This window comes from Pseudomonas sp. QLc11A, from assembly GCF_052112305.1.
In the GTDB taxonomy this organism is placed as follows: Bacteria; Pseudomonadota; Gammaproteobacteria; order Pseudomonadales; family Pseudomonadaceae; genus Aquipseudomonas; species Aquipseudomonas laurylsulfatiphila.
In genome coordinates, this window is sequence record NZ_JAVAJJ010000013.1 from 182,896 (window position 1) to 206,497 (window position 23,602).

18 protein-coding genes, 1 rRNA gene and 1 pseudogene are annotated in these 23,602 nt (G+C 62.2%); 9 read left to right on the forward strand and 11 right to left on the reverse strand.

Annotated elements, in window-relative coordinates; genetic code table 11:
- Positions 1-87: 87 nt before the first annotated feature.
- From qhpG to Q8X48_RS19550, 9 genes are all read right to left on the reverse strand, one after another.
- Complete coding sequence (gene qhpG, locus Q8X48_RS19510; protein WP_407801209.1) at positions 88-1,383, reverse strand: flavin-dependent monooxygenase QhpG; 1,296 nt, start codon at positions 1,381-1,383, stop codon at positions 88-90.
- Positions 1,380-2,057 (reverse strand): subtilisin-like serine protease QhpE, encoded by a 678-nt coding sequence (qhpE, locus tag Q8X48_RS19515; RefSeq protein ID WP_407801208.1) that lies wholly within the window; start codon positions 2,055-2,057, stop codon positions 1,380-1,382. The genes qhpG and qhpE overlap by 4 nt, the downstream gene beginning before the upstream one ends.
- Positions 2,047-3,765: an ABC transporter ATP-binding protein gene (locus tag Q8X48_RS19520; RefSeq protein ID WP_407801207.1), complete on the reverse strand. Its 1,719-nt coding sequence runs from the start codon at positions 3,763-3,765 to the stop codon at positions 2,047-2,049. Before Q8X48_RS19520 ends, qhpE begins: the two co-directional genes overlap by 11 nt.
- Positions 3,765-5,669: a sigma-54-dependent Fis family transcriptional regulator gene (locus Q8X48_RS19525; RefSeq protein WP_407801206.1), complete on the reverse strand. Its 1,905-nt coding sequence runs from the start codon at positions 5,667-5,669 to the stop codon at positions 3,765-3,767. The genes Q8X48_RS19520 and Q8X48_RS19525 overlap by 1 nt, the downstream gene beginning before the upstream one ends.
- Positions 5,670-5,961: 292 nt before the next feature.
- The gene (locus Q8X48_RS19530) at positions 5,962-6,795 is read right to left on the reverse strand and encodes a class I SAM-dependent methyltransferase (protein ID WP_407801205.1); all 834 of its coding nucleotides are present in this window, start codon (positions 6,793-6,795) and stop codon (positions 5,962-5,964) included.
- Positions 6,789-7,946 carry an acyltransferase family protein gene (locus tag Q8X48_RS19535; RefSeq protein ID WP_407801204.1) on the reverse strand — a complete coding sequence of 386 codons (1,158 nt, stop codon included), beginning with the start codon at positions 7,944-7,946 and terminating at the stop codon, positions 6,789-6,791. Before Q8X48_RS19535 ends, Q8X48_RS19530 begins: the two co-directional genes overlap by 7 nt.
- Positions 7,943-8,809, reverse strand: a complete 867-nt coding sequence (locus Q8X48_RS19540) for a class I SAM-dependent methyltransferase (RefSeq protein ID WP_407801203.1) — start codon at positions 8,807-8,809, stop codon at positions 7,943-7,945. Before Q8X48_RS19540 ends, Q8X48_RS19535 begins: the two co-directional genes overlap by 4 nt.
- A complete protein-coding gene (locus tag Q8X48_RS19545; RefSeq protein WP_407801202.1) occupies positions 8,806-10,110 on the reverse strand; it encodes a glycosyltransferase in 1,305 nt (434 codons plus the stop codon). The genes Q8X48_RS19540 and Q8X48_RS19545 overlap by 4 nt, the downstream gene beginning before the upstream one ends.
- Complete coding sequence (locus tag Q8X48_RS19550; protein ID WP_407801201.1) at positions 10,104-11,693, reverse strand: glycosyltransferase; 1,590 nt, start codon at positions 11,691-11,693, stop codon at positions 10,104-10,106. The genes Q8X48_RS19545 and Q8X48_RS19550 overlap by 7 nt, the downstream gene beginning before the upstream one ends.
- Before the next feature lie 422 nt (positions 11,694-12,115).
- Between Q8X48_RS19550 and Q8X48_RS19555 the strand changes: the two genes are divergently transcribed.
- The 9 genes and pseudogenes from Q8X48_RS19555 to Q8X48_RS19595 form a co-directional block, all read left to right on the forward strand.
- Positions 12,116-13,030, forward strand: coding sequence for a GDP-mannose 4,6-dehydratase (locus Q8X48_RS19555; protein WP_407801200.1), 915 nt, complete (start codon positions 12,116-12,118; stop codon positions 13,028-13,030).
- Complete coding sequence (gene gmd, locus Q8X48_RS19560; RefSeq protein ID WP_407801199.1) at positions 13,027-13,998, forward strand: GDP-mannose 4,6-dehydratase; 972 nt, start codon at positions 13,027-13,029, stop codon at positions 13,996-13,998. Before Q8X48_RS19555 ends, gmd begins: the two co-directional genes overlap by 4 nt.
- 3 nt (positions 13,999-14,001) lie before the next feature.
- Positions 14,002-15,444 (forward strand): mannose-1-phosphate guanylyltransferase/mannose-6-phosphate isomerase, encoded by a 1,443-nt coding sequence (locus Q8X48_RS19565; RefSeq protein WP_407801198.1) that lies wholly within the window; start codon positions 14,002-14,004, stop codon positions 15,442-15,444.
- Positions 15,445-16,242 (forward strand): ABC transporter permease, encoded by a 798-nt coding sequence (locus Q8X48_RS19570; RefSeq protein WP_015094124.1) that lies wholly within the window; start codon positions 15,445-15,447, stop codon positions 16,240-16,242.
- The gene (locus Q8X48_RS19575) at positions 16,242-17,501 is read left to right on the forward strand and encodes an ABC transporter ATP-binding protein (RefSeq protein WP_126050109.1); all 1,260 of its coding nucleotides are present in this window, start codon (positions 16,242-16,244) and stop codon (positions 17,499-17,501) included. The genes Q8X48_RS19570 and Q8X48_RS19575 overlap by 1 nt, the downstream gene beginning before the upstream one ends.
- A complete protein-coding gene (locus Q8X48_RS19580; RefSeq protein ID WP_407801197.1) occupies positions 17,498-18,874 on the forward strand; it encodes a glycosyltransferase family 4 protein in 1,377 nt (458 codons plus the stop codon). Before Q8X48_RS19575 ends, Q8X48_RS19580 begins: the two co-directional genes overlap by 4 nt.
- Positions 18,858-19,988 (forward strand): glycosyltransferase family 4 protein, encoded by a 1,131-nt coding sequence (locus Q8X48_RS19585; RefSeq protein WP_407801196.1) that lies wholly within the window; start codon positions 18,858-18,860, stop codon positions 19,986-19,988. Before Q8X48_RS19580 ends, Q8X48_RS19585 begins: the two co-directional genes overlap by 17 nt.
- 1 nt (position 19,989) lies before the next feature.
- A complete protein-coding gene (locus Q8X48_RS19590) occupies positions 19,990-21,120 on the forward strand; it encodes a glycosyltransferase family 4 protein (RefSeq protein ID WP_407801195.1) in 1,131 nt (376 codons plus the stop codon).
- A gap of 35 nt (positions 21,121-21,155) precedes the next feature.
- A pseudogene (locus Q8X48_RS19595) lies at positions 21,156-21,512 on the forward strand (hypothetical protein); the annotation flags it as partial.
- Here the strand turns inward: Q8X48_RS19595 and mrdA are convergent.
- Positions 21,438-23,330, reverse strand: coding sequence for a penicillin-binding protein 2 (gene mrdA / locus Q8X48_RS19600; protein WP_407801194.1), 1,893 nt, complete (start codon positions 23,328-23,330; stop codon positions 21,438-21,440). The pseudogene Q8X48_RS19595 and the gene mrdA overlap by 75 nt on opposite strands.
- Positions 23,331-23,526: 196 nt before the next feature.
- A 5S ribosomal RNA gene (gene rrf, locus Q8X48_RS19605) occupies positions 23,527-23,602 on the reverse strand; the annotation flags it as partial.

Consider the following 23,602-nt stretch of genomic DNA (forward strand, 5'->3'; position numbering starts at 1 on the left):
CCCGCTCCCACAGTGGCTTTGTGTACGACGCAAAACCCTGTGGGAGCGGGCTTGCCCGCGAAGGGGCCGGTCCAGACAGCCCAAATATCAGGGTTTGAATCCCTGAGCCAACAACCAGCCGCGAACTCTCCTTCCCTGCTCCACCGTCAACCCGGCCAACACCTGCCCGGCCGGCTCGGTGCGCAATCGCCGCACCAGTGGCGCCACCTCCACCCCCTGCACATGCCAGATCCCCAGCGGCTGATCCTCCGTGATCACCACCTCGGCCTCATCGACAAATCCGTCACGCAACACCGGTGCGAGTTCGATTCTCAGGGCATTGAAATCGGCCTCGGCATGGGCGATTTCAGCATCCGGCCATTGCCGTCGTGCCTGCCAGAATGGGTGATCCGGCCAACGCTGCTCATCGGCATAAAAATCCCGGCCGATCCGCGCGAACCGCAGGAACAGCTGTTCCACCCGCTGCTGGTGGAAACGCCGGGCCAGAGCCGTTCGTTCGGGTTTGCACAACAGCGTGTTGATCACCGTCGGTGCCTGCAACGCCGAGGAGAGGGATTGAAAGATGCCATTGCCCGACAACGGGTCCACGGCCATCGCCGCATCACCGACCCGAATCCAGTTATCGCCGCACACCTGCGGGTTGAGAATCGCCGTGCTGCTGCGGGCATGCAGTTGCAAATCCAGCTCCGGTTCGCCGCCGAAAAAACCACGGGCCACTGCCGACTCCCCACGTCTTTGCCGGCAGTAATCGAGCAACATGGCCTTGCCCGGCAACCCGGCACTGGCCACATCCACCGTCCATTGCCAGTAACACTGGCCGTCGGCCCGCCGCGCCATCCATGCCCAGCCGTCTGCAAGGCTTTCCACGGCGCTGGCGGTGCTGCCCGGCGTACCTTGCCAGCGATTGAGCAGGCTGACGGTCTCGGGGCCACGCAAGCCCTTGCCGATAGCGGGTGCCTGACGTCCTCGGGCTTCCACGAGAAAACGCGCGAGCAGCGGTTCGTGTCCGTCGATTTCGATTCGGTGGCCATTGGCCGATGACTGAACCCTGAGCACCCGGCCTTCGATCAGCTCGACCCCCGCCAGGCGCAAATCCTCACGCAGACCTCGGTCAAACAGCGGACGGTCGAGCAAGTACTCGATGTTCTGCGCATGGTGCTGGCCGTTCCAGCTCACCTGGCGTTGAGAAGGCAGCGCCGCCTCCGTCAACGCCTGACGCAGGCCCGCGCTGCGCAAGGCATCCAGAACCCGCACGGACACGCCTTCAAGCGCCGCAAACCGGCGCCATTCGCTGATCAGCGTGACGCGATGGCCAAGCCGCCGTAGCCCCAGTGCGACAGCGGCTCCAGCCGGTCCGGCGCCAAGAATGACGATGTCCGTCATGGCCCGAAGCGCCGTTCAGGGCCACGGTAACGGGCATGGTCGCGCAACCACTCGATGATTTGCTCATTGCTGGCATCAGGCTGCTCGACAAGGAACCCGGCGATGTGCCCGCTCAACGCGGCACAACCGAGGCTCGCCCCGGATTGCCCCGGATAGGTGCCATGCACGCACGCGGCGAAATCCGCCTGGGCACTGTTGAGCCACGACCATTCCCGCTCGGCGCAGCGCGCATCGCCGGTCACCCGCAACACCTGCGGATAGTTGGCCGGAAACACCCCTTCGCCCTGGGCCGGACTCGATGCACACAACAGCACGCCCCGTGCCACCGCCGCCGCGCAGGCCTCGCGCAACAGGCTGCGATCCTGGCGCAGGCCGAGGCTCAGATTGATCAGCCGCACGTTCTGCGCCACCAGCCAGTCAATCGCCGTGGCGATCTGCAAGGCACTGGTGACACCGCGCTGGTCGAACACCTGGGCCACGCAAAACAGCGCCGAGGGTGCACGCCGGCCAATCGCCTCGATCACCGCACTGCCATGCCCCAGCGGATCCTCGCGCAAGTCGCCCTCGGCCAGGCCATCTTCGAGCAATGAAAAGCGCCGACCGGCGATCACTTGCACCCGTTGCGCCGCCGAATGGCCGCTGTCCACCACACCGATGCGCAACTCAGGTTTCATGCAGCACCGTTTTCGAGGTCAGCACGCCGTCGAGCAATTCGAAACGCAGATCGGCATCTGCCAGGGTTGAAGGGCGATGGCTGATCAGAATGCGCGTGCGTGCGGCAAACAAGCGGTCGATGGCGTCGATGACTTCGCGCTCGGTGGCTTCGTCCACCGCGGAAGTCGCTTCATCGAGCACCAGAATCAAAGGGTCCTGCAACAGCGCCCGGGCAATCGCGATGCGCTGCTTCTGCCCACCGGACAACTGCTGGCCGCGCTCGCCCAGCGGACTGTCGAGGCCCTCGGGCAAGGACTCGATCAGGCTGTCGAGTTGCGCCAGGCGCGCCACTTCGGCAATCGCTTCGCGACTGGCGTCCGGTACCGCGTAAGCCAGGTTGTCGGCGAGGCTGCCGCGAAACAGCACGATGTCCTGGCTGACGATGGCAATGCGTCGACGCAACTGGAACAGGTCCAGCTCGCGCACATCGACGTCCCCCAGCAGTACCCGTCCCGATTGCGGATCGTGATGCCGTTGCAGCAGGTCGATCAGGGTGGATTTACCCACGCCCGAGCCGCCGCTGAGGGCCACTTTCATACCGTAGGGAATCCGCGCTTCGATACCGCGCAGGGTCGATTGGCGACCGGGATGGGCGAAGTGCACGTTGTCGAACCAGAGATCGCCGCCATCGGGCATCGGCCGTGGTCTGGCAGGCGTCGACACGGTCGGCTGTTCGCCGCGCAACTCCATGACCCGGCCGAGGCTGACGGTCATCCGCTGAATCGCCACGTAGAGCCCGAGCAGGCTCTGTACCGGCCCCACGGCCATCCCCAGGTAGGTGGAAAACGCAATCAGCGCACCGAGCTGCCAGGTGCCCTGCACCACCCAGTATCCGCCGATCAGGAAGGCGCAGGCCCGGGACAGCGAAGTCAGCGTGCCCGGCACGGCCTGGGTGAAAAACTCGGTGACTTGCAGGCGCAGCAACTGGCTCATGTAGCCCTGCCCCAGCGTTTCGAGGCGCCGCGCTTCACGCTGTTGCTGGCCGGCGGACTGGATGAACTTCATTACCGGCAAGGTCTCGACCATGAACGACGACATGTCCGCCGAACGCTCGCGCAACTGCCGCACATCGCGCTCGACCTTGCGCCGCATCCAGCGCAGCCAGAGGACATCGAGGGGGATCAGTACCAGGGCCAGCAGCGACAGTTTCCACGACAGCGTCACCAGCATCGCGATGGCAACCACCAGGCCAATCACGCTCGACACCGCCGAGAACAACGAGTCCACGGCGAATCGCTGGATCTCCGCGACGTCGCCATCAAGGCGCGACATCAGGTCACCGATGCGCCGCTGACCGTAAAAGCTCGGCGACAGGGATTGCAGATGCCGGTACAGGTCATCGCGCAAGGCAAACAGCATGCGCCCGGACAGGCGCGTGTGCAGGTAGCGGTTGATGCCCGAAAGCGCCGTGCCCAACAGCCCGGCAACGATCATCAGCCCGGCGATCAGCACCAGCATCGGGAAGTTGCGCGCCAGCAGGCCGTCGTCGATCAACAGCTTGGTCAGCCACGGCTGCACCAGCACCAACGCCGAAGCGCAGACCGACAAGCCCAGCAGCCCGGCAATCGCCAGGCGATGGGGGCGCACGAAGCTGTACAGCCAGCGCAGCGACGCTTGCAGGGCCTCGGGGTTCTGGCTGTCGATCAGCCGAACGATCAGGCGTTGCATCAGGAGCGCAACTGCTTGAGCTTGCGATACAGGGTCGCGCGGCTGATACCCAGGGCGTCGGCGGCAGCCGAGACATTGCCCTGATGCGTGTCCAGGGACTGACGGATCAGCTCCAGTTCGTTTTCCCGGATGCTGCCGGCCTGAGGCCGTTCGCTGGCGGTCAATTCGTCGAGCATGCTGTCGGGCAGGTGGTCGAGGGTCAGCACGGTTTCACCCGGTTCGCGCATGGCCAGCGCGGTGCGCAGGACCATTTCCAGCTGGCGGATGTTACCCGGCCAGTGATAGCCGCTGAGCAAACGATCGAGATCATCGTGCAGGACCACGGCGGGTGCGCCCAGTGTCGCCAGCAGGCGGCTGACCAGTGCGGCGAAATCCTCGCGTTCGCGCAGGGCCGGGAGCATCACGCTGATGCCGTTGACCCGGTAGAACAGGTCCTCGCGAAAGTGTTTATCTTCCACCAGACGCTTGAGGTCACGGTGGGTGGCGCAGATCAGCGCGACGTCGATGTCCTGCTCTTCGCCGGCGCCCAGTGGCGCGACCTTGCGATCCTGCAACACCCGCAACAGTCGGGCCTGCAAGGCCAGGGGCATGTCGCCGATTTCATCGAGGAACAAGGTGCCGCCATGGGCCTGTTGCAGGCGCCCGACCATGCCGCCCCGGCGTGAACCGGTGAACGCGCCTTCGCGGTAGCCGAACAGTTCGGACTCGATCAGGCCTTCGGGAATGGCCGCGCAGTTCACCGCCACGAAGGGTTTGTCGCAGCGCGCGCCGGCCATGTGCAGGGCGCGGGCGACCACCTCTTTGCCGGTGCCGGTTTCGCCCAATAACAACACCGGCAGTTCGTTGGCCAACCCTTGACGGGCCATGCGCAGGGCTCGGGCGTACCGGCTGTTGCTGCCGGCGAGCGCTTCCAGATCCGGTTGCGCCTTGGCCGGTTTCGCGACAGTGCGCGGCGGGCTGCTGACGTTGATCGAGCGTTGCGGCGCGCGCAGGGTTTTATAGAAGAACTCACCCTTGGCGGTCTGCAGGCTGCCGGCTCCCCCCTGATGCAGACGCGCCAACAATTGCAGGCCGTCGACCCCGAGAAATTCCTCACAGCGCCGACCGATCAGGGCCGAGCGCTCGGCGTGGAGCAACTGACAAGCCTGGGCGCTGACCGCGAGGATCTGCCCACCAAGGCTCACCGCCAGCAGGCCTTGCCACGGGGATTCGAGGTATTGGCGACGGCTGTGGAAGGCGAGGACGATTTCGTCCGGGTAACTGGCGTTGAACACCCGGCTTTCGATCTGGCTGACGGCCATGGCCAGCAGCGCCGTGCTGTCATGGGCGCGGCCGAGCGGGCCTTCGCGGGTCAGGTCGAGAACGCCGAGGATGTCGCCCTGTGGGCAATGGATCGGCACCGAAGTGCAGGAAAAATCACTGAGGCGATCCAGGTAATGCTCGCCGCAATCGATCAGGGTCGGCCGTGCTTCCACCAGTGCCGTGCCGAGGGCGTTGGTGCCGCGGACCGCTTCGCTCCAGCAGGCGCCGAGGGTGATGTCCTGCAGGCCGCTGCCCTTGAGACGATCGGCGCGGCCTTCGACGGCGAGGATGGTGGCGTCGGAGTTGGCGAGGATGATCAGCCCTTCCTTGCCCTGACGCTCGGCCAGGTAATCGATGGCCGGTAACGCGGCGTCGATCAGCAGGCGATTGCTGGACAACAACAGGTCCAGGCTAGCGCTCGATTCCAGCGCCAGTTCGTGCTTGGCATTGAAATGCACGCCATGACTCAGGCTGCGCCGCCACGAAGCATCGATTTCCGCACGCAGGACGCCGTCCGGCACTTCGCCTTCCAGGTGCAGCTTTTCCCGGGCCAGCCGGGCTTCGCGATGCAGTTTGGGGGAGTTGGTTTTTATTAGCGTCATCAAGCGCTCCGGGTCGTCCGCCCTTGCGCCTTCATACGTCGGCGCCCTGCCGCAATCTTTACGTTAACGTCATGGCTATGGCAAGTCCTGTGGTGAGGGGGCTTGTCGGATCGCCGTACCGCCCCGTTCGGCTGCGCAGCAGTCGTAAGCCGACGAACGTAGTGCTTCTGCAAAAATGCGGTCGCTGTTTTGGCCCAGGAAAGTTGCGCCGGCCTTTCGGCGCATGCTCGCCGGCCATCGCATGGCGGTGACGGACGGCCTGTTGCAGGCCGTCGTTTGCGGCGCTGGTGGATCAGGGTTTACGCGCAATGATCACCTGGCTCTTGGCTACCACGGCATCCAGCGCCTGCTTGATCTGTGTACCCCGCGGCGACGCCAGGATCGCCTGCCAGGTGTCCGCCCAGTGGTTGAGCAATGGATGGTCCGGGTTGCTGAAGTCGACCTTGGCTTCCCAGAACAGCAGCATCCACATCGACCAGTAGAATCCGTACTGGCTGTGGCTGATCACTTCCAGGCCGGCATCGCTGACCATGGCCTTGAACTGCGCTTCACTGATGATGCGAATGTGGTTGGGCTTCTGGAAATACTCGGCCGCCGCCATGTCTTTCTGCAGGTCTTCAGAGCTGGGGTGCGGGACGCTCAGCAGATACAGCGCGCCCGGTTTACCGACGCGCACCAGCTCCGCGAGGAACTGGGCCGGATCGTCCACATGCTCGATGACCTCGGTCGACACCACCCGCGTGGCGGTCGCATCGGCAATCGGCAGCGGGTTGCAGTCGGTGACGTGACATTCGACGTCACGGGCCGGTGTATCGCTCAGGCGCTGGCGGGTCGCTTCGACCTTGGCCGCGTCGATATCGGCGATGATGATCTTCGCCCCGCGCATCCCGCAGAAATGCACGTTGCCGCCGTCGCCACAGCCCACATCCAGCAGTGTGTCCTCGGGGGTCACCGGGAAACCGCTGAACAGTTCGCCAGTCTGCTGATTGAACCAGCCGCTGAGCATCGCGTCGTGCAGGCCGAGCATATAGGGGTCGACCTTCTCCGCCACGGGTGGCGCAGGCGCAATCTCTGGCTGCACCGGCGCGGGTGTGCCCGCCGTGAGTTTCTTCAAAAGGCTCAGCATGAGGTGGCTCCAGAGGATGAGACGGCTGTTCGGGAGGTGCCCAGGCGCTTGACCAGCGAGGCGCCGCGATTGCGCATGGGCATTTCAATGAAGCGATAGTTGAGTTCGCTCAGCAGCACGATCAGGCCGCCAGCCATCAGCAACATCAGTATCGGATGGCCAGCCGGGCTGGGTAGCCCGGCAGCCTGTAAACGGAAAATGAATTCACGTACCAGCAAGTAGGCCGGGATATGGATCAGGTAAATCCCGTAGGAACGGCTGCCGATCCACGTCATCAGGTGCTTGAACACGCCGCGCGGCAACAGGTAATCGCGGTTGTAGGAAGCGATCCAGACCAGCACTGCGCACAGCACCGCGATCACACCGATACGGTAATGGGTGAAGGTAAAGCGATCCGTTGCCATGAAGCCGAGCAGCAGCGACACCGCGATCAGTGCGGCGACACCCGCCCATGGACGACGCAGGAATGTTGGCTCCCAGCGCAGGTACGACGGTTGCGTACTCCACATCGCCAACAGCACGCCAAGGGCCAGCGCGTCGGTGCGCACCACCATCAGGATCGGCGTGCGCAGGGTGAACAACTGCACCGCAACCAGCGCCAGCAAAGCCCATACAAGGTGTTTGCGAAACAGCACGATCATCAGCGGGAACAGCAGGTAGAACTGCTCTTCCAGCGACAGGCTCCAGTACACGAAACTGGTGCCGTACTCGTAGCGATAGAAACTGTCGGCAAAGCGGAAATTGGCGTACTGCGCGACGCCGGCCAGGGTCGCCTGAAGGTTCGCGTGCAGGGTGCCAAAGGCGCCGGAGCGGTTGAGAAAAAGACACGCCAGCAACATCAGCGCCAGCCACAACCAGGCCGACGGCAGCAATCGAAAGGCCCGGCGCAACCAGAAATTGCGCGTCTGTTGCCAATACTCCTGACGCGTTGTGCAGCGGCGCATGGCCGGGATCAGGCTGCGGGCAATGACGAAGCCGGAGATCGCGAAAAACAGGTCCACGCCCCACCACGGCTGGCCGTACAGCGTGATGGCCTGCAGCAAGGGCACAGCCGCCGCGAACAGGCTGTCCTGCAGGTGGTGAAACAGCACGCCAAGCACCGCAATGCCACGCAACAACTCGATGTCCATGATCCGTTTTTCGTTGCTCATGCGCCCTCCTGGACATGAGGTTTTCGAGCAATGATCACCTGGCTCTTGGGCATGAACCGGTCCAGCATCTGCTTGATCGCCAACCCGTCTGGCTGGGCCAGCAAGTCCTGCCAGGTTTTCGCCCAGCTCTCCATCAGCGGCGGGTAAGGCGCCTGGATCCGGTCGCGAACCGCCCCCCCCAGGTCGCGCCCGGCGGCCCGTTCACTGGCCCAGAAAAAAATCATGCCCATGACCCAGAAAAACCCGGTGGCCTGACGATGCTCGATGACCAGGCCCGCGTCCTCCACCAGCGCGGCGAACCGCTCGGGGGTGAAAATCTGCACATGATTGGGCGATTGAAAGTAGCTGGCCGGGGCGATGCCTTTCTGCAAATGCTCGCCCACCGGCGACGGTACGCTCAGCAGGTACTGCGCGCCGGGGCGGCCCATGCGCACCAGTTCGGCCATGAAGGGTTCCGGCTGGTCGATATGCTCGAGCACTTCCATGCATACGACTTTGCTCGCGCAACCATCGGCCAACGGCAGCGGCAGGCTGTTGCTGACCAGCCCCAGGTTCGCTCGGTCCGATTGTGCCGTCACTTGCCGGGCAAGCTCGCGGACCTTGTCATGTTCACTGTCGGTGAAGATCACCGAAGCGCCCTGGCGGATCGCAAACAAGGTCGCCACGCCTTCGCCGCAACCGACATCCAGCAAGGTGTCGTCGGCGGTGATGGCAAACCCTTTGAGCAGTTCGCCGCTGTCGCCCAGAAACCAGCCGTCGAGCAGGGCATCGTACAAACCGATGTCCCTGGGCGAGACTCGTGTTTCGGGTGCTGCGACCACTACCGGCGCAGGCCGCAACTTCTCAAGCAGGCGCCGGATCATGTGTCAGACGCTTGTGCGCTGTTTGCTTCACGCCGTTGCAGCAACTGCTCGAACACGGCTTTCAGACGCTGCTCGGCAACGGCCTGGCTGCAGAATCCCTGCAGGCTGCGCACGGCGTGGGCCGACATCCGTTGATAGCGCTCGACGTCCTGTCTGGCAACGTCATGGCTGGCAGAAAAAGCCGTGCACAGCGAGTCCCAGTCCGTGACGTAGCGCAGGGTACGATAGGCTGCGCGAGGATCGTGGGGCCAGGATGTCAGTTCATCGGTGCTGTCGACGATAAACGCGTTGTCACGGTCGATGTAGTCGGCCATGGCGGTGTTCAGCGGCGCAATCGCCGGCTTGCCGCAGGACATGAACTCCATCAACGGCAGGCATTGCCCTTCGCCGTAGGAGCAGTTGACGACGTAGCTGGTGGCCTCGACCAGGCGCTCGTAGTCGATATCGGCCAGATAGCCGTGGATCAACACGATGCGGCACTGGTAGGACTGGTTCTTGTAGACGTGGTGCATCATGTCGGACAGTGCGTTGGCGATGTCATGGTGCGTGAGCTTGAGCACCAGGGTCGCGTCGGGCGTATCGCGAAAGGCGGTGCAGAACGCACTGATCATGTCCTTCCAGTTCTTGCGACCGTCGTACGGATTGAACACCGAGGTGTAGACCACGCCCTCGAGCAACAGCTCGCAGTCGCGCGGAGGTTGATCGAAGGCGATCGGCGTGCCCTCGCGCAAACGCTCGGGGCCATAGGGGCGCAAGTCCGCCGTGCGACTGTCGATCAACAGCCCGCGCAGGTTCAGGCGCGTGGGGCCCACGACCGGACGCTTGTCCAGAAGCTCGCCACGGGTGGCAAAACGGTCCCAGACGGGCGCAGCGATGGCGCTGACCGGATAATCGCGGCCCATCACATCATGCACGGCATTCACGGTGAAGCTGGAGTGGGTGATCGCCGTCCCGCAGGCGCCCAACACCATCCGCCAGTCATGCCGCGGTTCGCCCTGCCAACTCTCGGTGGGAATGGTGCTGAACTCCCAGGCGAACACCGGAATCGTCGGGCACGCGTAGTGGACCGGCGTGCGATGCGGCGGGGAGAAGGACAGGAACACGCAGTCTTCGCCCCGGCTCAGGCAATCGAAATACAGCCGGTCGACCAGCTCGTCCGGGTTGCTGACCTCGATCACCTGCCCCAGCCGTTCGAGCACCGGGCGAAATTCCTTGAGGACGAAGTAATAGCTGTACTCGGGCCGTCCCAGGTTCTGCTGGATGTTGCTCTTGTTGGTTTCCGAATGAATGATGATCAGCACGATGCAGCCCCCGTTTCGGCAACCACCGGCACGACGTCACGGACCGATTCCTGTTTGAAGAACAGCGCCAGCCGCTGTTGTACCGGTGCGAAGCTGCAGTATTCGTGCATGCGTTCGCTGGCCGCGTCCGCCATGGCCTGCCAGGCGTCCGGCTGGTTTTTTGCCATGGCGTAGCTGTTCTCGTAAGCCGTTTTCAACGAGCCCCAATTCGGACGGTGGCGCAGGGTGCGATACAGGATGCGCGCGTCTTCCGGCCAGATCGTCGGTTCCTGGCTGGACTTGACGACGAAGGCCACGCGGTCGTCGATGTAGTCGCGCATTGCCGTGTGGTTCGGGGCGATCACCGGCCGCGCGCATGACATGAATTCCATCAGCGGCAGGCACAGGCCTTCGCAGCGTGAAGCGTTGACGTAGTAACTCGCCGCGCCATAGAGACGGGCGAACTGCTCGTCCTGCAGATAACCGTGCATGACCACCACGCGACAGGCGAAGGGCGAGAGTTGGGACAGCAAGGTGATGAGCTCGACGTAATAGGTCGACAGGTCGTTCTGGGTCATCTTCAACACGAGCGTGGCGTCCTCTGCATCACGCAGCGCCCAGCAGAACGCCGTGATCAGGTGGTGCCAGTTCTTGCGACCGTCATCAGGGTTGAACACGCTCACGTAGATGACGCCGTCGACCACGATTTCGACCGTTTGGCTGGTGTCGGGGAAAGCCGCTTGTGGATGCTCGTCCTGCGCGCCAGCTGCGCTGATGACGGGTTCATCCGGCACGGCGGGTGCACTGACGACGGGTTCGATCGGCAACGGCTGAGGTCTGCGAAACCTGGTCAGCCATGGGCGAACGGCATCCGGCACGAGATCGCGAATGGCTTCGCGATACCACAGCAACACGTAATGCCTGGTGATGAAGAGGCGTCGCCGCAGGGTCAACGGCGGCGCGGGTTGCGGTTCTGGTTGTGGTTCCGGTATTGACTCCGGCTCAACGATTTCCACGGGTGGTTGCTCGATGATCGGCGCGATCAGGCCATCGGCGGACAACCCCATCGAGCGGCTGTCCAGGATGCAACCCTTGATCTGCAGCGTGGCACCGGCGTTCACCGGCGTGCCGGGGTATTGCTGGCGAATGTCGGCAAAGCGCTCCCACAATGGTGTCGGCAGCACCAGCACCGGGAAGTCGTCACCCAGGGTCCGGTGGATGGCTTCGGCGGTATGGGTGGACAAGGTAATCACCCGCCCCAGGCGTGCCAGTGTGCGGCTCCAGTCCTGCCGTGGATCGTTGTCCCAGTGCTCGGCGGGAATGCTGTCGAACTCCCAGGCGACCACGCACACCATCGGACATTGCAAGTCGGTGGGGGTCTTGTGCGGTGGCGCGAACGAAATGAACAGGCAGTCCTGACCGGCCTGCTGCAACTGCCGGTACAGCGGATCGACTTCGGCGGCCGATGACACGACATGCACCGGTCCCAGGCTTTCGAACAGCGGTCGATACGCCTTGAGCACGAAGTAGTAACTGTACTCGGGACGGCCGAGACTCTGGCTGATGGAGCTGTCGTTGACGTCGGAGTAAAGAATGAAATTCATGGCATCCCACGGTGACGCCGCCATCCCGGCAGCCTCACGCTATGACGGGGAGGACAGGGTTCGAGCCCGTGTTTACCGGCGCTCGCCCATCGTCTTCCTGCCCGTCTACGTTCTTGTTTTAGTGGTCAGTTTCTCGCAGTTTCGAAGCGACGCTGCCGAACCCCGGGTAATAGTGACGAGGGGCATTCTAAACACATCCATCGAGGGTTCGTGAACCGCCCGACGAGAATAAATCGGGCTACGCTGACGAGAACTGACCAGTCACGGTTGGACCTGTTGAAATTGCCGAGCAAATGGCACAGATTGGCTACCAAACAACTACAACAAACATTTCACCCGCCATTCGAGCGATCATGCCGCTCGCAAGTTTTTCCATGGAGCCTGTGGGAAATGGATGAAATGCATGACCAAGGGGTCGCTGTTTGAAAAAACGTCTGTTTGTCACGGGTCTGAGCGGATTCGTAGGACAACACATCCAATCGCGTTTGCAGGCTGATACCTCGGAATGGGAACTGCTGCCGGTTCCCGACCGCTACGATCTTGCTGCACCTTCGAGCCTCGAAGGCTTGTGGCCGCAAATGCCCGATGCGGTGATTCACCTGGCCGGCCAGACGTTCGTCCCGCAGGCCTTTCGTGATCCGGCCGGCACCCTGAATATCAATCTGCTGGGCACCCTGAACCTGCTGCAAGCTCTCAAGGCGCGCGGCTTCACCGGCACGTTTCTGTACGTCAGCTCCGGTGATGTCTATGGCCAGGTCGCCGAAGAGCATCTGCCCATCACTGAACTGCAGCCCCCCTGCCCGCGCAATCCCTATGCCGTGAGCAAACTGTCGGCAGAGTTCCTGAGTCTGCAATGGGGCCTGAGCGAAGGCTGGCCCGTACTGGTTGCCCGCCCGTTCAACCATATCGGCAGCGGGCAGAAAGACAGCTTCGTCATTGCCGGCGCCGCGCACCAGATCTGCCGAATCAAGCAAGGCCTGCAGGCACCACGACTGGAGGTCGGGGACGTCGACGTCACGCGCGACTTCCTTGATGTCGCGGACGTGGTCTCGGCCTACCTGGCCTTGCTGGAAAAAGGCACACCGGGGCAGGTCTACAACATTTGCTCGGGACGCGAGCAGAGCATTCGCAGTTTGATCGAACAATTGGCAGATCTTGCCCAGGTCGACCTGCAACTGGTCCAGGACCCTGCGCGACTTCGCCGCGCGGATCAGCGTCGGGTGTGTGGCAGCCCTGACAGACTGGCCCAGACCACCGGATGGAAGTCTGAAATCACAACACAACAATCCCTGCGGGCGATCCTGTCCGACTGGGAGAAGCGAGTACGACAAGTATGACTAAAAGTGCATTGATTACAGGTATCACCGGCCAGGATGGCGCCTATCTGGCCAAAATGCTGCTCGACAAGGGTTACAAGGTCCACGGCCTGGTTGCGCGCCGCAGCAGCGACTCGCGCTGGCGCCTGCGCGAGATGGGGGTCGAGGCGGACATCGTCTACCTGGATGGCGACATGGCCGATGCCTGTTCAGTGCAGCGCGCGGTGATCAAGTCGGCGCCGGACGAGGTCTACAACCTCGCCGCGCAAAGCTTTGTCGCGGCCTCCTGGGATCAACCGGTGACCACCGGCATCGTCGACGGCCTGGGCGTTACGCACTTGCTCGAAGCGATCCGCCAGTTCAGTCCGCACACGCGTTTCTATCAGGCGTCCACCAGCGAAATGTTCGGCCTGATCCAGGCCGAGCAGCAGGACGAGAACACGCCGTTCTATCCGCGCAGCCCTTATGGCGTGGCCAAGCTGTATGGCCACTGGATTACCGTGAACTACCGCGAAAGCTTCAACCTGCACGCCAGCAGCGGGATTCTGTTCAACCATGAATCACCGCTGCGCGGCATCGAGTTCGTGACACGCAAAGTCACCGACGCCGCCGCCCGGATCAAACAGGGCAAACAGCAGGAACTGCGCCTGGGCAACATCGACGCCAAGCGCGACTGGGGGTTTGCCGGCGACTACGTCGAAGCCATGTGGCTGATGCTGCAACAGGACAAACCCGACGACTTCGTGGTGGCCACCGGCGTGACTACCACCGTGCGCGAGATGTGCCGGATCGCCTTCGATCATGTGGGCCTGAACTACCGCGACTACGTGAAGATCGACCCGGCGTTCTTCCGCCCGGCCGAAGTCGAAGTGCTGCTCGGCAATCCGACCAAGGCCCAGCGCGTGCTGGGCTGGAAACCAAAAACCGATCTGGATGCCTTGATCCGCATGATGATGGATGCGGACATGAAACGCGTTGCCAAGGAGTAGGCCATGCTGATTCCCGTGATTCTCTCCGGCGGTGCCGGGACAAGGTTGTGGCCGGTGTCGCGTGAAGGCCATCCCAAACCGTTCATGACCTTGCCTGACGGCCAGTCGCTGCTGGGCAAGACCTATCGGCGTGCCGCAGAGCTGCTCGACGGCTGGGGCGATATCGTCACGGTGACCAACCGCGAGTACTACTTCCAGAGCAAGGATCACTTTCAGGACGCGCACCTGGGCCGTCATCGCGGGCACTTCCTGCTGGAACCGACGGGGCGCAATACGGCGCCGGCGATTGCCGCCGCCGCCCTCTCGCTCCAGGCCCTGCATGGCGACGACGCGATCATGCTGGTCATGCCGGCCGACCATCTGATTGTCAATGTCGAGGCGTTGAAGGACGCAGTCGAGCATGCCGTGACGCTGGCCAGGCGCGGTCACCTGGTGACCTTCGGTGTGGTGCCCAGCGCTCCGGAAACCGGTTTTGGCTACATCGAAGCCGGCACACCGCTGGACGACAAAGGCGCTGCCAGCGTGCGGCGTTTCGTCGAAAAGCCCGACCTGCAAACCGCGACGCATTACGTGGAAAGCGGCAACTTCCTGTGGAACTCCGGGATGTTCTGTTTCTCGGTCGCCACCCTGCTGGCCGAACTGCAAACCCACGCTCCCGATTTGCTGGAGCAGACGCAAACCTGTATGGCCGCCAGCGCTGCGGTGGAAAACGCCGGGAGCGTGCAACAGGAACTGTCACCGGCGCTGTTTGGCGAAATCATGGACATTTCCATCGACTACGCGTTGATGGAGCGCTCCGACAAAGTGGTCGTCGTGCCCGCCCGTTTCGATTGGAGCGACATCGGCTCCTGGGGTGCGGTGGCCGCGCTGGTGCCGGCGGATGCACAGAACAACCGTGCCGTCGGCGAGGCGATTTTCATCGACAGCCACAACAACTTTGTCCAGAGCGACAACCGTCTGGTAGCGACCGTGGGCGTGGATGACCTGATCATCGTCGACACTGCCGACGCGGTGCTGGTGGCCCACGCCGACCGCGCCCAGGATGTGCGCCGGGTGGCCAGGCAACTCAAGGACAAAGAGCACGAGGCCTACCGCCTGCACCGTACGGTCAGCCGGCCATGGGGCACCTACACCGTGCTCGAGGAAGGCCCGCGATTCAAGATCAAACGTATCGTGGTCAAGCCCGGCGCCAAGTTGTCATTGCAGATGCACCACCATCGCAATGAGCACTGGGTGGTGGTCGAAGGCATGGCCAAGGTCACCAACAACGGCACCGGCACGCACCTGGTGGCCAAGAACGAATCGACCTTCATTGCCGCCGGTCACAAGCATCGCCTGGAGAATCCCGGTGTGATCGACCTTGTGATCATCGAAGTGCAAAGCGGCGAATACCTGGGAGAGGACGATATCGTCCGCTTCGAAGACCAATATGGGCGGACGGTTTGAATGCTGCGTAATCTTTACCAATCCCTGTGGAGTTACCGGGGTTTCATCCTCGGCAGCGTCAAGCGGGAGTTTCAGGCGCGTTATCGCAACTCGCTGTTCGGTGCCTTGTGGACCGTGCTCAATCCGCTGTCGATGATCCTGGTCTACACGGTGATCTTTTCCACCATCATGCGCGCCCGCTTGCCGGGCGTGGATGACGGGTTGGCCTATAGTGTCTACCTGTGCGCCGGACTGCTGACCTGGGGCCTGTTCGCCGAGATCACCACGCGCAGCCAGAGCATGTTCCTGGAAAACGCCAACCTGCTGAAGAAAATCAGCTTCCCGCGCATCTGCCTGCCGGTCATCGTGCTGCTCAATGCCGGAATCAATTTCGCGATCATCCTGGGCTTGTTCCTCGGCTTCCTGCTGATCAGCGGGCGGCTGCCCGGTATGGCGTTACTGGCGCTGGTGCCGTTGCTGATCCTGCAAGTGATGTTCGCCGCGGGGCTGGGGATGATCCTGGGCGTGCTCAACGTGTTCTTTCGCGACGTCGGGCAGTTTTTTGGCATCTGCCTGCAATTCTGGTTCTGGCTGACGCCGATCGTTTATCCGCTGTCGATCCTGCCGTCGGGTATCCAGAGCTTCATCGAACTGAACCCGATGACGGCACTGATGAACAGCTACCAGAACCTGTTTCTCTACAACCAATGGCCGAACTGGAACTCGCTGGTCCCCTTGCTGGTGATCGGCCTGTTGTTCTGCGCGATGGCGCTGCGGCTGTTCCGCCAGCGTGTCGGTGAAATGGTGGACGAGCTCTGATGGGACATATACGTGTCAGTGGCCTGGGCAAGGCCTATAAGCAGTACCCCAATCGCTGGAGCCGGCTGTTCGAATGGCTGGTGCCGTTTTCCCGCAACCGGCATCACCTGCACTGGGTGCTGCAAGGGGTCGATTTCGAGATTCAGCCGGGCGAAGCCGTGGGCATCGTCGGGGTCAACGGTGCTGGCAAAAGCACGCTGTTGAAGATGATCACCGGCACCACCCAGCCCTCCTGCGGCGACATCCAGTTGCAAGGTCGCGTGGCCGCGCTGCTTGAACTGGGCATGGGTTTCCACCCGGACTTCACCGGTCGGCAGAACACCTTCATGGCCGGCCAGTTGCTAGGCATGCAGGTGGAAGAAATCGAAGCGCTGATGCCAGAGATCGAGAGCTTCGCCGAAATCGGCGAGGCCATCGACCATCCGGTTCGCACCTATTCCAGCGGCATGCAGATGCGCCTGGCGTTCAGCGTGGCCACCGCACGGCGGCCTGATATCCTGATCGTCGACGAAGCGCTGTCCGTGGGTGACGCCTACTTCCAGCACAAGAGCTTCGATCGCATCCGCAACTTCCGCAAGGCCGGCACCACGTTGCTGATCGTGTCCCATGACCGCTCCGCGATCCAGTCGATCTGCGACACCGCCATCCTCCTGGAAAACGGGCGCATGGCCATGCGCGGCAAGCCCGAAGAAGTAATGGACTACTACAACGCCATGCTCGCCCAGCGCGAGGGCCAGACGGTGCGCCAGGAGATGCTCGCCAACGGGCAGGTGCAAACCATTTCCGGGACAGGCGAAGCGGGCATTCTCAGCGTCCGCCTGCTTGACCCCAAGGGCCGTTCGGTGGAAGTGGCAGAAGTCGGTCAGGCGATGGTCCTGGAAGTGCAGGTCGAGGTGCGCCAGGACATCGAGCGGCTGATTCTCGGCTTCATGATCAAGGATCGCCTCGGCCAGCCCATGTATGGCATCAACACCCACCGGGTCGACAAAGCCCTCACCGACCTGAGTGCCGGTGAACGCATCACCTACCGTTTTGCCTTCGACATGCGCCTGGGCAAGGGCAACTATTCGGTGGCCCTGAGCCTGTCGCGACTGGACTCGCACCTGGATCGCAATTTCGAATGGCGAGACTACGGGCTGGTCTTCCACGTGATCAACAATCGCCAGGAAGACTTTGTCGGCTGCTCCTGGCTCGAAGCTCAGACCAGTGTTACCCGCTCCAGTGAAAACCAGGTGGAAACCGTTGGAGTGACGCAATGACCAGACTGTTGGTGGAATGCACCTACGTTTTCGAACACCCCGATGCCAACTCGGGCATTCAGCGGGTCGTTCGCAATGTGATTCAGCAATTGCCGGCCGCGGACGCCCAGCGTGAATGCATTCCGGTGGTGATGATCAATGGCGCGTTGTTCGAGGTGAAAAGCCTGGCGCCCTTGCCGACCGTCAAAGTGGATCTGGTGAGCCTGCGGGTGAAGCTCGAACAGTTCGCCAATCAGTTCTGGCTGCGCCACCGTGCGCTGGAACGACGCCGTCCTTTCAGCCAATCGAAGTTCGCCCGCCGGGTGCTTTACGTCGGTTGCCGCCTCACCGCGTTCGCCTGCCTGAGCCTGCCGATGCGCCTGCTGGACCGGGCACTCAAGGGCAAGCCGGTTCCCGAGCGCTGCGTGCCATTGCAACATCGCGCTGGCGACCAGTTGGTGCTGCTGGACTCGTCCTGGCACGCCAACTTTTTTCCCCTGGCCGAGCAACTCAAGCGTGACGGGGTCGGCATCGTGTCGGTGATCTACGACCTGATTCCACTGACCCATCCGCAGTTCTGCGACGCCGGGCTGGTGAAGGTGTTCAACGAATGGTTCGACTGGATCGCCCGCACCGCCGATGGCTATGTGGCGATCTCGACCACCATCCGCGACCAGGTGCGCCAGGAGATGACCCGCAGGATCGGCACCGCGCAGGTCCAGCAACGCTGGTTCGACTACTTTCACCTCGGCTCCGAACTCGACCTGAGCGACGCCCGCTCCGCCGTCGACCCGGGGTTGCTGCAGATGTTCAAGTCGGCGGACCCTGTATTCCTGATGGTCAGCACCATCGAGCCGCGCAAGAACCATGCGTATCTGCTCGACGCGTTCGAGCGCGCCTGGGCGGCCGGGTCCAGGGCCCGGTTGTGCATCGTCGGCAAGATCGGCTGGAAGTGCGAGGCGCTGATCGAGCGTATCCGCCAGCATCCAGCGTTGAACCAGCGCCTGTTCATGTTCAATACGCTCTCGGACAAGAGCCTGGAACACGCCTATTGCCACGCGACATCGCTGGTGTTCCCGTCCTACGTCGAAGGGTTCGGGTTGCCGCTGGTGGAAGCCATGCAGCGTGGCCTGCCGGCAATGGCCAGCGACATCCCGGTGTTCCGCGAAATCGGTGGCGAGTACATGGCGTACTTCGACCTCGACGATCCGCAGAACCTGGCCGACATGATCATCGACATGGAAACGAGCGGCGCATTTCCCGCGCCCCTCAACCTGGAAAACTGGCGCTGGCTGAGCTGGCGCGAGGCGAGTGCGCAACTGGTCGAACGTATCCAGCGCAACCTGCACAGCGATGCGAAGGTGCCTGAGAATCAGCATGCGAATTGCCCTTAACGCCCGCATCCTCCAGGCCCCGCGCACGGGCATCGGCCACTACGTCGCCGAACTGGCGACGGCCCTGGCCCGCGAACCGGACGTCGAGTTGACGTTGTTCCATGGCTGGGGCTGGAGTTCGGTCCTGCCCGAGGCGGCGATGCCCGGTTACTCGCGCTTGACGCCATTGCTGCGACAGATCCCGGGGGCCTATCAGGCGCGGCGCTGGCTGGAACAGAAGCGCTTCGACCAGCGCCCCGCCCAGTCCATCGATCTGTATCACGAGCCGAGCCTGTGGCCGCTGTCGTTCAACGGCCCGACCATCATCACGCTGCATGACCTCACCCACCTGCACTATCCCGACACCCAACCTCCGGCCCGTCTGCGCGAAATCGAGCGGCGACTGGCCGACGGCTTACAACGCGCGCGGCTGATTCTGACGGACTCGCAGCACATCGCCGATGAAGCGCAGGCCTGGTTCGCACTGCCGGCCGAGCGCTTCGTGGTGGCACCGCTGGGTGTGGCCGCGCGATTCCACCCGCGTGAACCCGAGGCCATGGATCGCGTCCTCAAAACCCACGGCGTCGAGGTGCGGGAGTATTTTCTCTGCGTCGGCACCCTGGAGCCGCGCAAGAACCTGACCCAGGCCCTGCGCGCCCATGCGCTACTGCCGGAAACCGTGCGCCAGCGTTTTCCCTTGCTGATCGCCGGTATGGCCGGCTGGCAGCGTCAGCAGTTCAATGACGAGTTGCGTACGGCCCTCGCCTCAGGTCATGTGTGCCTGCTGGGGTACCTGCCCGACGAGGATCTGGCGCAGTTGCTGGCCGGTGCCCGGGCGCTGGTCTTCCCTTCGTTGTACGAGGGGTTCGGCCTGCCGGTGCTGGAAGCCATGGCCAGTGGCACCCCGGTGATTCTGACGGGTATCTCGGCGATGCCGGAGGTGGCTGGCGATGCCGGCAACTACATCGAGGCGCACGACCCGGACACCTTGCGCGATGCCATGCAGCGGCTGATCGACGACCCGGCACACTGGCAGGTCTGTCGCGAGGCGGGCTTGCAGCGAGCGAAGCTTTTTTCCTGGGAGCGTTGCGCGACGGTGACCGCCCGCGCCTACCGCCAGGCTATGGAGAACTGATATGCGCGTTCTGCACTTTTACAAAACCTACTTGCCCGACTCCATGGGTGGCATCGAACAAGTCATTTTCCAGATGAGCGAAAGTGGCGCGCGCCATGGTGTCGACAGCACGGTGCTGACCCTAAGCAATAACCCGGCGTCAGGCGTGTTGCAGATCCGCGAGCACCAGGTGCATCAGGCCAGGATGGATTTTCAGCTCGCCTCCACCGGTTTTTCCTACAGCGTATTCAAGCAGTTTCGTGAGCTCGCCGCCGAAGCCGACGTGGTCAACTACCACTTCCCCTGGCCCTTCATGGACCTGGTGCATTTTGTCAGCGCCACCAAAAAGCCCAGCGTGGTGAGTTACCATTCCGACATCATTCGCCAGCGTCATCTGCTCAAACTGTACCGTCCGTTGATGCGCCGGTTCCTGGACAGTGCGGATCGAATCGCCGTGGCGTCCCCCAACTACTTTCACACCAGCGACGTGCTCAAGGGCTATCGGGACAAGACCCGGGTCATCACCTATGGCCTGGACAAATCGGGTTATCCGAAGCACGACGCGGCACGTACCGAGCGCTGGCGCCAGAAACTGGGGGACAAGTTCTTCCTGTTCGTCGGTGTCATGCGCTACTACAAGGGGCTGCACATCCTCCTCGAAGCGATGCAGGGGCTGAACTACCCCGTGGTGATCGTCGGCGCCGGCCCGCTGGAAGAGGAGTTGCATGCCCAGGCCAGGGCACTGAACCTGCAGAACCTGCACTTTCTCGGTTTCCTCGGAGATGAAGACAAGGTTGCCTTGCTCGAATTGAGTTATGCGGTGGTGTTCCCGTCGCACCTGCGCTCCGAAGCATTCGGCATTTCACTGCTTGAAGGCGCGATGTATGGCAAACCGATGATCTCCAGTGAGATTGGTACGGGCACCAGTTACATCAACATCCATAACGAAACCGGGCTGGTGGTGCCGCCCAGTGATCCACTGGCGTTTCGTGAGGCGATGCGCACGCTTTGGGAAAACCCGGTGCTGGCGGCACAAATGGGCGAGAAGGCGCTGGCCCGCTATCAGAATCTGTTTACGGCGGACGAAATGGGTCGCAAATGGGCGGCGTTGTATGAGGAACTGCTGGAAGAAAAAAACCTCGCCTACGCATGAGGCTTTTTTGCAGGATCCGACTTGCCTTGGCTGCGGCCGGGGAAATCTACGGGCAAATGTCCCAGGTCAGCAACGTGCTGGAACAACCGGCCGATGAAGTGATCGGCAAAGTGCGGTTGCTGATCATCAGCCGGATTTTCTCCGAGCGCTTTGATGACTTCCTCGCCGATTGGTCATCGCCGGCTTCGGTATCGGCTGTTTGCCCGAGCACGTGGTGGCGGCGGACGTCGACGCCGGATTGCTCTGGCGCCTGCCTCCCCACGAAGGGACTGCCGATGTCGCTGTGGAACCGCGAACAGAAGATGAGCCCTGACGGTTCAGACGTGAGGATCGCCCGGCGCCTTGCCCGGTGCCGCGTACTGCGGCTTCAGGTGCCCGTCCTGATCGAGTAGCCAGGCGTCCATGATCTGCCGTACGACCGGTCCGGCGACGCGGCCACCCGCCTCACCGTTTTCGATCATCACCGAAATCACGATCTTCGGGTGCTCGGCCGGGGCGAAACCGACGAACAAGGCATTGTCGCGGTTACGCTCACGGGTTTTCTCCCGGTTGTAGCGTTCACCCTGCTTGATCGCCACCACTTGCGCGGTACCACTCTTGCCAGCAATACGGTACTGCGCGCCCGCGGCTGCGGCCCGGGCAATCCCGCGGGCATCGTGCATCACCATCTGCATGCCATGGTTGACCTGCTCCCAGTCGCGTGGATCCTTGAGCAGGATGTCCGGCATCGGATGCTCATCCACCGGCGCGACACCGTCCACGGTTTTGGCCAAGTGCGGGCGATTCCACACGCCTTTGTTGGCAATCAGCGCCGTGGCCTGGGCCAATTGCAGCGGCGTGACCTGCATATAGCCCTGGCCGATTCCGAGAATCACCGTCTCGCCAGGAAACCAGGCCTGTCGACGCGTGGCGCGCTTCCATGCCTGGGATGGCATCAGGCCGGGGGATTCTTCGTTCATGTCCAGGGAGACTTTCTCACCCAGTCCGAACATTGCCATGTAGTCGTGCAGGCGATCGATCCCCAGCTTGTGTGCGAGGTCATAGAAATAGGTGTCGTTGGAACGCATGATCGCTGCATCCATATCCACCCAGCCGTCGCCGCTGTGGTTCCAGTTGCGGTACTTGTGATCGAAATCCGGCAGTTGGTAATAACCGGGGTCGAACACACGGGTCTGTGGCGTGACGACCCCCGTGTCGAGGCCGGCGATTGCCACTTCCGGCTTGATGGTCGAACCCGGCGCGTACAGGCCGCGCAGCACACGGTTGAACAGCGGTCGGTCGACGGAGTCGCGTAGCGCAGAGTACTCCCTGGAACTGATGCCGGTGACGAACAGATTAGGATCGAAACTCGGGTTGCTGACCATGGCCAGCACTTCACCGGTCGACGGATCGAGCGCAACCACCGAGCCGCGACGATCACCCAGAGCTTGTTCGGCGGCTTCCTGCAGCTTGACGTCGAGGCTCAGGACAATATTTTCACCCGGCACCGGATCCGTGTGCTTGAGCACTCGCAGCACGCGGCCCTGGGCATTGGTTTCGACTTCCTCATAACCCACATGGCCGTGCAGTTGCGACTCGTAGAATTTTTCGATCCCGGTCTTGCCAATGGATTGGGTGCCTCGGTACTCGACCGTATCCAGGGCCTTTGACTCTTTCTCGTTGATGCGTCCGACGTAGCCGACCGAATGCGCGAAGTGCGCGCCCAACGGATAGTGCCGAACGAACTGCGGCTCGACATCGATGCCCGGCAAACGGAACTCGTTGACGGCGAGTACGGCGATCTGTTCTTCGCTCAGTTCATAGAACAGCGTCACCGGTACGAAGGGGTGACGTGCCTGCCTCATCACCTTGTCGAATTGCGACCGGTCTTCAGTGGACAAGTGCAGGAGATTGACGACTTCATCCAGCTCTTCGTTGACATTGGAAGCACGTTCGCGGGTGATGGTCAGGTTGAAGCTGGGGCGGTTGTCCGCAAGGAGTACGCCGTTGCGGTCATAGATCAATCCGCGGGTAGGCGTAATCGGCAGGACATGTACGCGATTGTTTTCGGAGATGGTCGAGTGATAGTCGAACTCGACGACCTGCAGGACATACAGGCGTACCACCAGAGCACAGGTTATGGCGGCAACAAACAATGCGCAGGCCATGAGTCTCTTGTTGACCAGGCGTGTTTCTTTTTCGTGGTCCTTGATCGGTATCGGTTCAGGCACTTGTGCAGCAACTCTTTGAAAAGAATGCCGATCCGTGGGCGCAGACTCAGTCCATTAAAAATGAGCTGCACCTTAGCAAAACCGGGGGGTCCGGTTTGTGTGATTTTTTTTACAATTGACCTTGGTTGGGGGTTTTGTTTTTTCCGCGCAAAAACAAAACCCCAACTGCTTTCGCAATTGGGGTTTCGGAATTTAATCTTGACGATGACCTACTCTCACATGGGGAAACCCCACACTACCATCGGCGATGCATCGTTTCACTTCTGAGTTCG